Annotated in this window: 9 protein-coding genes; all 9 read left to right on the top strand. The window is 38.4% G+C overall.

The window, feature by feature from the left end:
* Positions 1-41 precede the first annotated feature (41 nt).
* Entirely contained in the window at positions 42-620 is a 579-nt protein-coding gene (locus D8848_RS06925; protein WP_049546969.1) for a uracil-DNA glycosylase family protein, read from the top strand.
* Positions 621-781: 161 nt separating this feature from the next.
* Positions 782-1,069 carry a rhodanese-like domain-containing protein gene (locus D8848_RS06930; protein WP_070529013.1) on the top strand — a complete coding sequence of 96 codons (288 nt, stop codon included), beginning with the start codon at positions 782-784 and terminating at the stop codon, positions 1,067-1,069.
* Positions 1,070-1,345: 276 nt separating this feature from the next.
* Entirely contained in the window at positions 1,346-2,671 is a 1,326-nt protein-coding gene (gene brnQ, locus D8848_RS06935) for a branched-chain amino acid transport system II carrier protein (protein ID WP_185756865.1), read from the top strand.
* 97 nt (positions 2,672-2,768) lie between these two features.
* The gene (locus D8848_RS06940) at positions 2,769-3,806 is read left to right on the top strand and encodes a M42 family metallopeptidase (protein ID WP_125443952.1); all 1,038 of its coding nucleotides are present in this window, start codon (positions 2,769-2,771) and stop codon (positions 3,804-3,806) included.
* A gap of 1 nt (position 3,807) precedes the next feature.
* Positions 3,808-4,278, top strand: coding sequence for an HIT family protein (locus tag D8848_RS06945; protein WP_125443950.1), 471 nt, complete (start codon positions 3,808-3,810; stop codon positions 4,276-4,278).
* A gap of 2 nt (positions 4,279-4,280) precedes the next feature.
* Complete coding sequence (gene ldcB, locus D8848_RS06950) at positions 4,281-4,997, top strand: LD-carboxypeptidase LdcB/DacB (RefSeq protein ID WP_125443948.1); 717 nt, start codon at positions 4,281-4,283, stop codon at positions 4,995-4,997.
* A 225-nt stretch (positions 4,998-5,222) separates the two neighbouring features.
* Positions 5,223-5,648, top strand: a complete 426-nt coding sequence (rplK, locus tag D8848_RS06960) for a 50S ribosomal protein L11 (RefSeq protein ID WP_001085807.1) — start codon at positions 5,223-5,225, stop codon at positions 5,646-5,648.
* 97 nt (positions 5,649-5,745) lie between these two features.
* On the top strand, positions 5,746-6,435 hold the full coding sequence (gene rplA / locus D8848_RS06965; RefSeq protein WP_001085675.1) for a 50S ribosomal protein L1: 690 nt from the start codon (positions 5,746-5,748) through the stop codon (positions 6,433-6,435).
* Between the two features lie 1,050 nt (positions 6,436-7,485).
* Positions 7,486-15,645: a YSIRK-type signal peptide-containing protein gene (locus D8848_RS06970; protein ID WP_125444077.1), complete on the top strand. Its 8,160-nt coding sequence runs from the start codon at positions 7,486-7,488 to the stop codon at positions 15,643-15,645.
* Positions 15,646-15,961 lie beyond the last annotated feature (316 nt).

Genomic DNA, 15,961 nt, shown 5'->3' on the forward strand with positions numbered 1-15,961 from the left:
CTGAGATTGTATGCTTAGACTTCTTTTTGGAGGGAAAGTAGATGTCTCAAATCGAAAGAATCAAGCAAGCCATTATGGCGGATCCGCAGAATGCTACCTATACAAAGCGTGGCATCGAGCCTCTCTTTGCAGCGCCAAAGACTGCTCGCATCAATATCATCGGTCAAGCGCCTGGTCTTAAAACCCAAGAAGCAGGCCTTTACTGGAAAGATAAGAGTGGTGACCGCTTGCGCGACTGGCTAGGTGTGGATGAAGATACCTTTTACAATTCAGGATATTTTGCTGTTCTGCCTATGGATTTCTACTTTCCAGGGCATGGCAAGTCAGGTGATTTACCACCGAGAACTGGCTTTGCTGAAAAATGGCATCCACAGCTCTTGCAAGAATTACCAGATATCCAATTGACCCTCTTGATTGGCCAATATGCCCAAGCCTACTATTTACAGGAGAAAGTCAGTGGCAAGGTGACAGAACGGGTAAAACATTACCAGAACTACTTGCCAACCTATTTTCCACTAGTTCACCCCTCGCCGCGAAATCAAATCTGGATGGCCAAAAATCCTTGGTTTGAGTCAGAAGTGGTGCCGGATTTGAAAAAAAGAATTAAAACCATTTTATAGTCAATGAAAATCAAAGAGCAAACTAGGAAGTCAGCCGCAGGCTGCTCAAAGTACAGCTTTGAGGTTGTGGATAGAACTGACGAAGTCAGTAACCATACCTACGGTAAGGCTACGCTGACGTGGTTTGAATTTGATTTTCGAAGAGTATTAGGAGAAAAAGAATGAAAGAAATAACCTTTGACGCATTTTACCAGCTTTACCAAAATGACCAACTTTCTCTAGTGGACGTGAGAGAAGTGGATGAGTTTGAAACTCTTCATTTAGAAGGTGCTCAGAATCTTCCTCTGAGTCAATTAGCCGATATCTATGATCAGTTGGACAAGGACCAGTTACATTATGTTATTTGTAAATCTGGAATGAGATCGGCGCGTGCTTGCCAATTCCTATCAGAACAAGGTTATGAGGTTATCAATGTACAAGGTGGCATGATGGCCTTTGAAGAACTTTAATACTCAATGAAAATCAAAGAGCAAACTAGGAAGCTAGCCGTAGACTGTACTTGAGTACGGCAAGGTGAAGTTGACGTGGTTTGAAGAGATTTTCGAAGAGTATAAACATTAGAATTTTCTCCTACTTGGCGTGAACTGGGTAGGAGAATTTTATTTTTAGACAATTCTCATTTTTAAGAATCTTGAAAACATTCAATATTTACTTCGTGAAGCTTTTTTCATACTCCTATTCATGATATACTAGGTCAGTATTTTATAAATATGAAGGAGATTTTCATGGCTAAAAAAGGTGCCCTAACAGGTTTACTCCTGTTTGGAATATTTTTTGGTGCGGGGAACTTGATTTTTCCGCCTTCTCTAGGTGCTCTATCTGGAGAACATTTTCTTCCTGCCATCGCAGGTTTTGTCTTTTCAGGTGTCGGTATCGCCGTCTTGACTCTTATTATTGGAACGCTAAATCCTAAAGGATATATTTACGAGATTTCAACAAAGATAGCGCCTTGGTTTGCGACTCTTTACCTCTCAGTTCTTTACTTGTCAATCGGTCCATTCTTTGCTATCCCACGTACAGCTACAACAGCTTATGAAGTCGGGATTAGCCCCCTTTTGTCGGATGCAAATAAAGGTCTTGGTTTGATTGTCTTTACAGTTCTGTATTTTGCAGCAGCCTATTTGATATCGCTCAATCCATCAAAAATTTTAGACCGTATCGGCCGTATTTTAACGCCAGTCTTTGCGATTTTGATTGTCATCTTGGTTGTTCTGGGAGCTTTCAAATACGGTGGAACAAGTCCTCAAGCTGCTTCAGCTGCTTATCAAGCTTCTGCTTTTGGTACAGGTTTCCTAGAAGGTTATAATACTTTGGACGCCCTTGCCTCAGTTGCCTTCAGTGTAATCGCAGTTCAAACCTTGAAACAACTTGGATTTTCAAGTAAGAAAGAATACATTTCAACTATTTGGGTTGTTGGTATCGTTGTTGCCCTTGCCTTCAGTGCTCTTTATATCGGTTTAGGTTTCCTTGGAAATCATTTCCCAGTACCAGCTGAAGCGATGAAGGGTGGGACACCAGGTGTTTACATCTTGTCACAAGCCACTCAAGAAATCTTTGGCTCAACAGCTCAACTCTTCCTTGCAGCTATGGTTACCGTAACCTGCTTCACAACAACAGTTGGTTTGATTGTGTCAACAGCTGAGTTCTTTAATGAGCGCTTCCCACAAATCAGCTACAAGGTTTATGCGACAGCCTTTACCTTGATTGGATTTGCCATTGCCAATTTGGGTCTTGATGCGATTATCAGGTACTCAATTCCAGTACTGGTTATCTTGTACCCAATCACGATTGCTATCGTTATGATTGTCATTGTCAACAAATTTGTAGCTCTTTCAAAACCAGGTATGCAGTTGACAATTGCTGTGGTTACAGCTATTGCCATTGCAAGCGTATTAGGAAGCTCGTTTAAGGTTGAGTTTCTTGCAAACCTTGTCAACGCTCTTCCTTTTGCCAAGGCATCACTCCCATGGTTAGTACCAGCTATTGTCGGAATCTTGCTCTCATTGGTTCTGCCAAACAAGCAAGAAAGCGATGTTTTTGAAATGGAATAATCATTAAAATCACTTTTGTAGCCAAGTCTACAGGAGTGATTTTCTTTTTTTATCCGATGATAAATGTGTTATAATAGGTAGCAAAAGAGGTGAAGAAATGAATCAAACAGTAGAATATATTAAAGAACTGACAGCCATTGCGTCGCCAACGGGCTTCACTCGTGAGGTTTCGGACTATTTAGTCAAGACTTTAGAAGGTTTTGGTTACCAGCCGGTCCGCACAGCCAAGGGTGGTGTCAATGTGACCATCAAAGGTCAAAATGATGAGGAGCACCGCTATGTGACTGCCCATGTGGATACGCTGGGTGCCATTGTCCGTGCTGTCAAACCAGACGGCCGTCTCAAAATGGACCGTATCGGTGGTTTCCCTTGGAACATGATTGAAGGAGAAAACTGTACCGTTCATGTGGCTAGCACAGGTCAAAAAGTATCAGGAACCATCCTTATCCACCAGACCTCTTGCCATGTCTACAAGGATGCAGGAACTGCAGAACGCACGCAAGACAATATGGAAGTGCGTTTGGATGCCAAAGTAACAAATGAAAAAGAAACTCGTGCTCTTGGTATTGAGGTCGGTGATTTTATCAGCTTTGACCCACGAACTGTCGTGACAGAGACAGGTTTTATCAAGTCTCGTCATTTGGATGACAAGGTCAGCGCAGCGATTTTGCTTAATCTGCTTCGTTTTTATAAGGAAGAGAAGATTGAATTGCCCGTAACAACTCATTTTGCTTTTTCAGTCTTTGAAGAAGTGGGACATGGAGCTAACTCTAATATCCCTGCTCAGGTGGTAGAGTATCTGGCTGTGGATATGGGAGCTATGGGAGATGACCAGCAAACAGACGAATATACAGTGTCTATTTGTGTCAAGGATGCTTCTGGACCTTATCACTATGACTTCCGTCAACATTTGGTTGCTTTGGCTAAAGAGCAAGATATTCCATTTAAGCTGGATATCTATCCATTTTATGGTTCGGACGCTTCAGCAGCTATGTCTGCAGGGGCAGAAGTCAAACACGCCCTTCTCGGTGCTGGTATCGAGTCTAGTCATTCTTATGAGCGTACTCATATTGACTCGGTGGTCGCAACGGAACGTATGGTTGATGCTTATCTTAAGAGCGCATTGGTAGACTAATATGTGTTTGATTTGCCAGAGAATTGAGATAATCAAGAAGGGAGAAAATCCCTATTTTGTCAAAGAGTTGGAAACAGGCTATTTTGTGATTGGAGACCACCAGTATTTTGCAGGCTATAGTCTCTTTCTAGCCAAGGAACATGTCACCGAATTGCACCATTTGAAAAAGGAGACAAGACTCCGTTTTCTAGAAGAAATGAGTGTGGTCCAAGAGGCGGTTGCTAAGGCCTTTGCTGCTGAGAAAATGAATATCGAACTGCTAGGAAATGGCGATGCCCATCTTCATTGGCATCTGTTTCCTAGACGAACAGGTGACATGAATGGTCACGGTCTCAATGGACGTGGTCCAGTCTGGTGGGTTCCTTTTGAAGAAATGACAGCAGAAACCTGCCAAGTAAAACCGGATGAGATTAAAAGATTAGTCAAACGTTTATCGTTAGAAGTAGATAAATTATTAGAAATAAAGGAGTAGAAATGAAAAAAAGATACCTTATCTTGACAGCTTTGCTAGCCATGAGTCTAGCAGCTTGTTCACAAGAAAAAGCAAAAAATGAAGATGGCGCAGCTAAGACAGAACAAACAGCTAAAGCTGATGGAACAGTCGGAAGCAAGTCTCAAGGAGCTGCTCAGAAAAAAGCAGAAGTGGTTAATAAAGGAGACTACTACAGCATCCAAGGGAAATACGATGAAATCATCGTAGCCAATAAACACTACCCATTGTCAAAAGACTACAATCCAGGGGAAAATCCAACAGCCAAGGCTGAGTTGGTCAAACTCATTAAAGCTATGCAAGAGGCAGGTTTCCCGATTAGCGATCATTACAGTGGTTTTAGAAGTTATGAAACTCAGACCAAACTCTATCAAGATTATGTCAACCAAGATGGGAAGGCAGCAGCTGACCGTTATTCTGCTCGACCTGGCTATAGCGAACACCAGACAGGTTTAGCCTTTGATGTGATTGGGACAAATGGTGATTTGGTGACAGAAGAAAAAGCGGCCCAATGGCTCTTGGACCATGCTGCTGATTATGGCTTTGTTGTCCGTTATCTCAAAGGTAAGGAAAAGGAAACAGGCTATATGGCTGAGGAATGGCATCTTCGTTATGTCGGAAAAGAAGCAAAAGAAATTGCTGCAAGTGGTCTCAGTTTGGAAGAATACTATGGATTTGAAGGCGGAGATTACGTCGATTAATACTCTTCGAAAATCAAATTCAAACCACGTCAGCGTCGCCTTACCGTACTCAAGTACAGCCTGCGGCTAGCTTCCTAGTTTGCTCTTTGATTTTCATTGAGTATAAAAAAACTTTTCTCTTGCAATTCTAGATAAATAGTGTATAATAGATGAGTATGTGTAAAGCATGCTTGTGGGAGGTAAAAATCTTTAATTACCGCCAAAACCACAAAGGAGGATTTAAAAATGGCTAAAAAAGTCGAAAAACTTGTAAAATTGCAAATCCCTGCTGGTAAAGCTACACCAGCTCCACCGGTTGGACCTGCTCTTGGTCAAGCTGGTATCAACATCATGGGATTCACAAAAGAGTTCAACGCTCGTACAGCTGACCAAGCTGGTATGATCATTCCAGTTGTTATCTCAGTTTACGAAGATAAATCATTTACTTTCATCACTAAAACACCACCAGCTGCTGTTCTTTTGAAAAAAGCTGCAGGTGTTGAAAAAGGGTCAGGTACACCTAACAAAACTAAAGTTGCTACAGTTACTCGTGCACAAGTACAAGAAATTGCAGAAACTAAGATGCCAGATTTGAACGCAGCAAACGTAGAGTCTGCAATGCGTATGATCGAAGGTACTGCTCGTTCTATGGGATTCACTGTTGTTGACTAATCAATAACACCCCCAATATAACCCGCAAGACTTCATCATTTCGAGAAGTGACGTGGGAGATGAAAATCGATTGAACCACTTACAAGGAGAATAGAAAATGGCTAAAAAAAGCAAACAACTTCGTGCTGCTCTTGAGAAAATCGACAGCACAAAAGCATACAGCGTAGAAGAAGCTGTAGCACTTGCAAAAGAAACTAACTTTGCAAAATTTGACGCAACTGTAGAAGTTGCTTACAACTTGAACATCGACGTTAAAAAAGCTGACCAACAAATCCGTGGAGCAATGGTATTGCCAAACGGTACTGGTAAAACTTCACGCGTTCTTGTTTTCGCACGTGGTGCAAAAGCTGAAGAAGCAAAAGCTGCTGGTGCAGACTTTGTTGGTGAAGATGACCTTGTTGCTAAAATCAACGACGGTTGGTTGGACTTCGACGTAGTTATCGCTACACCTGACATGATGGCTCTTGTTGGACGTCTTGGACGTGTCCTTGGACCACGTAACTTGATGCCAAACCCTAAAACTGGTACTGTAACAATGGATGTTGCTAAAGCAGTTGAAGAGTCTAAAGGTGGTAAAATCACTTACCGTGCTGACCGTGCAGGTAACGTTCAAGCAATCATCGGTAAAGTATCATTTGAAGCTGAAAAATTGGTTGAAAACTTCAAAGCTTTCAACGAAACAATCCAAAAAGCAAAACCAGCTACAGCTAAAGGAACTTACGTAACAAACTTGACTATCACAACTACTCAAGGTGTAGGTATCAAAGTTGACGTAAACTCACTTTAATCAGTAGTTTATATCAAAGAACGAGTGCGAAAGTGCTCGTTTTTTTGTTTTTAGTTATTGATTCTAAAGAATCGATGTGGCTTCATTCGTTTTTTCTTTTATGATTTAGTAGAAAAAATAATTAAAAAAATTTAGAGAAAGTTTTGTATTCTATTATTGAAATTGTTGAGGTTATGGGATAAAATCCGAACGATTTTTTCTAGAGGTATTAATGGTAGATGCATAGATAAGTGTATAGATTCTTAAAAAATGTTAACAAAAGCTTATAAAACGGCCGTAAATATAATATTTAGGTTATAAAAATAACGAAAACATAAAATATTCAATTGAAAGATGAATGTGAAAAACTGTACGTTATATTCGGATGTTTGTTTAAAAACTCATCAAATAAAAATATTATTTAATGAGATTTAAAAAAATAAAATAAAAAGCGAAAGATTTATAAGAGATTTGACGGTTCAAAATAAAAAGTGCTTGCAAAATATTTGAAAACATGGTATTATAATTATGCATGTTAATTGTGGATGATAAAAATTCCTCTTTTAAGTTTTAAGAGAGGAATTTTTATTTTTATCTATATATTAAATTTTAAAATTCCATATTATATATAAAGTAAGATAAAGTTTATATTTTATCGACAATAGATATAATATAGCTATAAATACTTATATAATGTAAATTTAAATATTATTACCAGATGAAACAATATAATAACACATAAAATATAGAAATAAGATTTCTTTTTATACAATATTAGGATCAGGACTTTATTTGTATGAAATAAGATAAAATATCAATAAAAATATTTGTTTTATAAAGACAAAATCACTATATAACCGATAGTTTAAACAATTATTTATTTGTTATCATATTTATTGCTAAAGAAACTTAAAAATGATAAAATGGCTATGAATATTAATGGTGTTTGCTGGTACTATCTAAAAGATAGTCCTCTAAGTATTTTAGAAAATATAGAGGTTTTTTTGTGTATCATCTTGACTATTAATATCGCTAATAAACAAACTATTTTATGGAGGATATTTGTCAAAAATGAAGGACAAGCAGAAAGATTTTCGAACAGAAAAGTACATTCGTTACGGTATTCGTAAATATAGCTTTGGTGCAGCATCAGTAGCTATTGCAGCTGGTTTGATGTTCCTTGGTAACGGCGCAGTATCTGCGACGGAAGTACAAGATACCGAAACTACAGTAGCAGCAACTTCAGCTAAAAAAGATAATCAGAATAGTGCAGAAGTAAAACCAGAAACTGGAAAAACTGCAGAAGCAAAACCTGAAGTTAAGGCAGAGGAATCTAAAAAAGTAAACAAAGCTACCCTCGAAGCAAGTATTGCTACTTTGGAGTCTAAACTTTCAACTGCTAAATATGCAGATGTAACAGTAGTAAATTCTGCTAAGGAAGTATTGGTAACAGCTAAAGCAGCTCTTGCTAAGGCAGAGGCTAGCCAAGCCGATGTAGATGCACAAGCAGCAACTGTATCAGCATTAAGTACTGTAGTTACTGAGTCAAATACTGCTGGTTTCGATAAGAAAGAAGCAGCTGAAAAAGAAGCAGCAAAAGCTGAAGCAGAAAAAACTGCAACTCCAGTTGAAAAAGCTCTTTCAGTAGCTACAACAACTCTGACGCAAGTATCGTCAGAAGCTGAAGTAACCAACAAATTGGCTGAGACTGAACTTGCTAAGGCTGACGTCAAAGAAGAAAATAAAGCGGCAGTTACAGCAGCAGTTGCTAAAAACCAAGCGGTTCTAACTGAGACTAAGGCTCTTCTAGCTGATAAGAGTGTTACAAAAGAGCAGGTAGATGCACAATTGGAACGTCTTAATGAATCGATTCTTGCAGTTTATAATGAATTGAAAAACACAGGAATCGGCCGTGATGGTAGATACGGAGTTGCTCTTTCAGCTAATGAAGGTTATACAGCTGACTCTACAGCTTTAAGAAAAGAAAATGGCGAGTTTGATGGTTCGACTGGTAAATCTTACAAAGTACTAGACGGTAACGACAAATATAAAATTTACGTTCATGGATATCAATCAGACAATACAGATGTGCCTGCGGCTAATAGTGGACAAGCAGGGATAAGTGGTCGTACTGATATTCCTTTATCAAAAACAGAAGCTCAGAAACTTGGTCGTGAAGCTGCTCTATGGAAAGGGAAACTTCGTGCTACAGGAAAAACTAATGGGAATACAATATGGGGTGCAGGAGGTGCTTATGAGTATCTAGCTACAGAAATCTACGGATATACTTATGAGCAAGGAAACCACTATGTATATATCACTGATGCTAAAAAACGTTTCACTTTATCACCAGAAGCAGAAGCTGCGGGATATAAAATTAAAGATATCCAACTTAGCAATTTAATTCCGGGTACTGGATATAATGAAAAAACAGATACAGTAGAAGGATACGTAGCATCTACTCTTCAAAACGGTGTTTATGATATGCGTTATATCGTTACAGTTGAAAAAGATGGTCAATCTCAACAAGTTACTTTCCGTGACTTAACAGCTGGATGGATTGGATGGCAAGACTCAACAGCTCCATTAATTAAAGGTACATCTACAATGGTCACAATCGGAGATGAAGTGAACCATAATATTAAATATGTTGATAACGATGGAATGAGTCGTGATGAAAGAACTGGTTATGTATACAGAAGTAATGGAGAAAAAGTTGTTGCCGGTTCAAAAACGGCTCCTGGAGGCACGAATGGAGCAACCTTTACTGCAGTTGATGGATCTAAAGTAAATACCCAGAACGGACCACAAACTGTCACAGCCCACACAGCCTTAAATGGTAATTTTACGGGAAGTAAAACTTCGATAAATGATGTTGTACCAGGATTAAATTATGATCCAAAAACTGGAGATATTACAGGAACAGCGTCAAAAGCTGGAATTTATACAGCAAATGTTTACGCCAAAGACTATAATAATACAACCAATGCGAAAAATCAGGATTGGAATATGTATGGTCAAGAAGCTCATGAAAATATTACGATTGCAGTAGCTCCAAAAATTACTGTATCTAATGTTGAAGCGTATGCAACAAAAGTTCCAGTATCTGTTTCTAACGGTGCTAATAAAGCAGAAATCACAATGCCAGATGGAACAGTTACAAAATTAGTTGTAAAAGACGGTAAATGGACTGTAGCTGCAGGAACTACTAATACAGCTGTAAAAGAAGGAGATCAATTAGGAGATGCTTCAGCAATAGCAGATTCTAAAATTAATATTCCAGTTACTTCAGATTCTACACAATATGTTGGGGTAGATAGTATTGTAGCTAAAGCAACTACTGATAAAGTTCATGCGGACTTACAACGTGAAGTTGTGAAAGTGAAAGATGCAAATAATAAAGAATATACAGCTACATTTAATAGTGCAACTGGTAAATATGCTCTTGCAAATGAAGATGCCTATGTCCTAAAAGACAATGGAGATGGAACTACAACATTAACAGAACGTCGAGTTTATACAGATGCAAAAGCAGATGGAAGTGTTGACTATATTGTATACGAATTTACTCGTACATGGAATGCAACATCTTCAGCAGCTACTTTAACAGAAAAAGTTGCAGAAATTCGTAAAAATGGGGAAGTAACAGCAGTAGGAGATGTAACTCGTACAGTTACTGCATTACCAAAAGCACAAACAGCTGATACAAAAGGAGTTACGGTTACTGTAACTTATGATTCAGCAACAAATAAATGGACTGCTTCTGACGGTTCTACAGTTACTGCTGAAAAATCAAATGCAGGATGGAAGATTTCTACAGATTCAGGATTTAAAGGATATGTAGCTTTCCGTGAAGCAACAGGAACAGACGTGGCTTCTATTCAAAATGATAAGCCAGAAGGAACATCAACAAGTTATGCAGATACACAAGGAAATTCTGTAGACTTATTGAAATCATCAAAAGCAAATGTAGCATTTGAAGATAAAATTGACGATGAGTCAGATGATGCTCAATCTGAAACAATTAAAACTAAATTAACGGTAACTTCACCAAGTGGAGCTAAAAAAGAATTTAACTTAGCAGAAGCAGAAGAAAAAGCATTTATTCAAGCGCAACGTACTGCAGCAGAAAAAACAAAAGCAGCAGCAGAAGCGATTGCGAACGCTCGAGGAGCAAATAATGAATTAGCGAAAATTCAAGAATTAGTAGACCGTCAAGATAGAATTGTAGAAGATGCTCAAAAAGCTTTAGACGATTTAAATCTTCGTACAATTTCACCAACAGCACAAGACTTAGCTGAGAAAAAATTAAAAGCAGCAAAAGAACAACAAGCATCATTAAAAGCTGAATTAGATAAAGCAAAAGCTGGATTACCAGATGTAGAAGCAAAAGTAAAATCAGCTCGTGATGAAGCTCTTGCAGCTGAAAAAGCTGTAGAAACAGCTCGTGAAGCATTAAAAACAGCAGCTGAGAAGAACTTAGCAAACCCAGAAATCGCAGCATATACATTAGGTGAGTATGGAAGTTATAAAGTAACAGTAAGATCTGTTGACTCAAATGGTGTTGTAACAACTCCAACAGTAGGAAAAACAGATTCAGGAGAAGTTACAGAAGATGCAGTTGCAGAAACAACTTACTACATCGTAGTTTCTAAACCTGAAAAATCTTCTGGTGCAGAAGCTCAAAAACAAGCTGATTCAATGGAAAAAGGATTCAAGACTGGTTTACCAAATGATGCAGAAGTATCTGACTACAAACTAGTTGATCCAGAATCAGGTAAAAAAGTAAATTCTGTAACTACTGATGAAGGTACTTATGAAATTGATGAAAACACAGGTAAAGTGAACTTCACACCAGCTCCAGGATTTATTGGTACGGCTAAACCTTTAACAGTTTCAGCTAATGTAACGTTAACAGGAGATGATGGTCAACCAGTAGTAGTAGAATCTTCAACTACTTACACACCAACTGTATATGGTGTTAAACCATCTAATGATGAAACTAAAGGAAAACAAGGACAAACTCAAGAATCTAAATCAGGAAAAGATCGTTTCTCTGAATTAAACACAGGAACTAATACTCCAGATGGAACAAATGTAGACTGGACAACAGCGAAGTACTCACTAGAAGGCGCTGATGAAGAAGGTAAAATTGTAGTAAAGGGCGAAGGAACATACACAATCGATAAAGATGGTAAAGTAACCTTCACACCAGAACCAAGCTTCAAAGGTAAAGCACAAGGAGTAGAGGTTAAAGTAGCTGTAACAGCAACAGACTTAGAAGGAAATAAAGTTGAAGTTACATCTAGTGGAAACTACACTCCAGAAGTGGAAGAAGTAGAACCAACTGCAGAACCAAAAGAGACAAGTGGAAAACAAGGTAAACCACAAACTCAAGATGCAACTACAATGTTTAAAGAAGGTGACGAAACAGCACCAATCGATAAGTCAACAATCAAACTTGTAGACCCAACAGGTGCAGAAGTCACAACAATGCCAGCTCTTAAAGATGGAAAAGAAGTCGGTACTTATACTTTAGATCCAGAAACTAGAGTGATTACATTCCAACCAAATAAAGACTTTACTGGAACACCAGATCCAGCGAAAGTAACAGCTGCAGATAAAAATGGAACAAAAGTTGAAACAACTTACACTCCAACTGTTACTCCAGTAGTACCAGAAGGACAAGATAAAACTACTACAAATTTACAAGGTAAACCTCAACAAAGTAGAGTAACCTTTACTCCGGGAGATAATGAATTCCCAATCGATGATAAAGTACCAGCAACATTTGAAGATGGTACAACTAAAAAAGTAGTACCAGGAGAAGGAACATATACAGTAGATCCTGACGGAACTGTTCATTTCCAACCTGAAGAACAGTTTACAGGTGTAGCTAAAGGTGTAACTGTAAAACGTGTTGATACAAACGGAACACCAGCTACTGCGAAATACACACCAATTGTTAAACCAGTAGTACCAGAAGGATTCGATAATGTGACTACAGGCGTGCAAGGTCAAGAGCAAAATGGTAAACCTTACTTCAAACCAGGAAATGAAGCAGTGCCAATCGATTACGATAAACCAGCAACACTACTTGATCCAGAAACGAAGCAACCTGTTCCTTCAAATGAACTTCCAGCGAAAGATCCAGAAGGAAATGTAATCGGTAAGTATACTTTAGATCCGACTACAGGAGTAGTGAAATTCACACCAATAGATAAAAGTTATGTAGGGCCAGTACAACCAGTAACAGTTCAACGTGTTGATAAAAACAATACACCGGCAACAGCTGATTATACTCCAGTAATCGTAGGAGTTAAACCAACGGCTAAGCCAGCTGAATCAACGGATGTACAAGGTGCAACTCAAAAACAACCTATTACATTCAAAGGTGGAACTGCAGATTTAGAAGATCCAGTTGGAAACCCAATTAAATCAGATCCAGTTCCGATTAATCCAGGTTCAGTTACATTAGTAGGTGAAAATGGACAACCAACTGATGAAGTAGTTGTAAAAGATCCAAAAGATCCAAGTAAAGTTATCGGTAAGTATACTCTTGTAAAAGAACCAGGTAAAGATCCAGTAGCTGTTTATACACCGACAGATAAAACATATGTAGGGCAAGTTCCACCGGTAACTATTGAAGCAAAAGATACAAACGGAACTCCAGTGAAAACTACTTACACACCTACTATCAAACCTGTTAAACCAACAGCAACACCAGCTAAAACAACAGACATTCAAGGTAAAGCGCAAACAGGATTACCAGAATTCAAAGGTGGAAAAGTAACGGTTAATGGTGAAGAGAAAGTTGTTCCAATTGATGAAACAAAAGCTCCAAAACTAATCGAGCCTAAGACAGGTAATCCAGTTGATTCTGTAACAGTTGAAGGTGAAGGAACATACACAATCGAAGATGGAAAAGTGAAATTCCAACCACAACCACAATTTACAGGAACAGCTACAGGTGTAGAAGTTCAACGTGAAGATACAAACGGAACACCAGTAAAAGCTAAATACACACCAACAGTAACTCCAGTTAAACCAACAGGGGAAGATGTTACATCAGAAGATATTCAAGGTGCTGAACAAAATGGAACACCAAAATTCACACCAGGAAATCCTGATGTTGCAATTACAATTACTGATGATCAACCAGCGAAATTAATCGATCCAGAAACAGGGAAGCCAACTGATAAAAACAAAGTAGTGATTCCTGGTGAAGGAACATACACGATCGATCCTAAATCTGGGGAGGTAAAATTCCAACCAGAACCACAATTTTCAGGTCAAGCAACAGGGGTAACTGTTCAAGTGAAAGATGCGAATGGAACACCTGTAGAAGCAAGCTACACACCTAAAGTTAAAGGTGTAACACCAACAGCAACACCAGCTAAATCTAAAGGTATTCAAGGTAAACCACAAACAGGATTACCAGAATTCAAAGGTGGAACAGTAACGGTTAATGGTGTACCAAAAACTGTTGAGATTGATGAAACAAAAGCACCTAAACTTCTTGATCCAGAAACAGGAGAACCAACTGACGAACCAGTAGTAATTCCTGGAGAAGGAACATACACAATCGAAGATGGTAAAGTGAAATTCCAACCAGAACCACAATTTACTGGAAAAGGAGAAGGTGTAGAAGTTCAACGTGTAGATAAGAATGGTACGCCAGTAACAGCGAAGTATACTCCAAAAGTAGTGCCAGTAACGCCAACTGGAGAAGATAAGACATCAGTAGGACCTAAAGGTCAACCACAAACAGGAACACCAGAGTTCCAAGGTGGTTCAGTCAAAATCAATGGTAAAGAAGAAACTGTTGAAATTGATAAGGATGTTCCAGCTAAACTAGTTGATCCTAAGACAGGAAATCCAGTTGATTCAGTAACGGTTGAAGGAGAAGGAACATACACAATCGATAAAGATGGGAAAGTAACATTCACACCAGAACCAGAATTCCTAGGAACAGCTACAGGAGTAACTGTACAACGTGTAGATAAGAACGGAACAGAAGTAACGGCTAAATACACTCCAACAGTAACACCAGTAACAGCGACTGTAGACAAAACTACAGAAGGACCTAAGAATACTCCTCAATCTGAAACTCCAGAGTTCACAGGAGACGTAGATTTAGATGTACCACCAACATTCTCTGATGGTTCAACTAAGATGGTTGTTGACGGAGAAGGAACTTATACTATCGATAAAGATGGTAAAGTAACATTTACTCCAGAAGCAGATTACGTAGGAACTGGAGAAGGTGTGACTGTTGTAAGAAAAGATAAAGCAGGAAAAACAATTGCTGCTAAATACACTCCAACAGTTCGTCCAGGTACAGACTATGTAGATGAAAATGGTAAAGAAATTCCAGGATTCCCAAGTAAAGATGGAGAAAAACCTAAGGTAGATATTCCAGGATATAGATATAAAGAAACAATCACTGATGAGCATGGAAATACTCGTCATATCTATGAACAAGTGAAAACATTCTTCAAGGATAAAGATGGAAATCCAATTCCAAAAGTTCCAACTGAAAAAGGCGAACAACCTAAGAAAGATATCCCAGGCTACCGCTTCGTAGAAACTAAACCACTTCCAAATGGAGATACTGAGCATATCTACGAACAAGTGAAAACATTCTTCAAGGATAAAGATGGAAATCCAATTCCAAATACTCCAACAGAAGAAGGCGAACAACCTAAGAAAGATATTCCAGGCTATCGCTTTGTGGAAACTAAACCACTTCCAAACGGAGATGTTGAACATGTCTACGAAAAAGTAACGCCACCAGCTCCAACACCTTCACCTGTTCCTCAACCAAATCCAGGTAATCAAAATATTACAATTTGGACAGATGAAAATGGTAATCCAGTGAAACCGTCTGAACCAGGTTCTAAAGAGCCAGGAACAATTCCAGGTTACGAATATGTGAAGACTGTGACAGATCCAAATGGAAGTATCAGACATATCTTCAGAAAAGTTCAAACTCCAACACCAGTTGAGCCAGCAACTCCAGCAATGCCTGAACAGCCAGCACAACCTCAAGTACCGGCTACTCCAGTACAACCAGCACAACCAGTACAAGCAACAGCAACGAAAGAAGCTGAAGCTAAGCGTGAATTGCCAAACACTGGTACAGAAGACAATGCTAGCCTTGCAGCACTTGGACTTCTCGGAGTATTGAGCGGATTTGGTCTTGTAGCTCGCAAGAAGAAAGAAGATTAATTCGATTTTTTCTAATGAGTATTTAGTAAAGTAGAAACCAATGATTTTTGATCATTGGTTTTTCTGTGCTTGTCAAACATTTTCTGAAGAATAAAGTATTAAAATTCGATAAAAACTAAAAACACCTCATTATATTTTATAAAATAAAAATTAAAAATATAAAAAACGAAACATATATTAAACATTATAATCCAAAAAGTAACTTTGAAATATAAAATTTATTTATTTTGGTGAAAATTATAAGTCAAATACTTTGAACTTATGAAATAGATGTGTTATTATTAATTTGTATCTTAAGTGCAGGTTTTCGACACAT

This window comes from Streptococcus mitis (genome assembly GCF_003942775.1).
In the GTDB taxonomy this organism is placed as follows: Bacteria; Bacillota; Bacilli; order Lactobacillales; family Streptococcaceae; genus Streptococcus; species Streptococcus mitis_CN.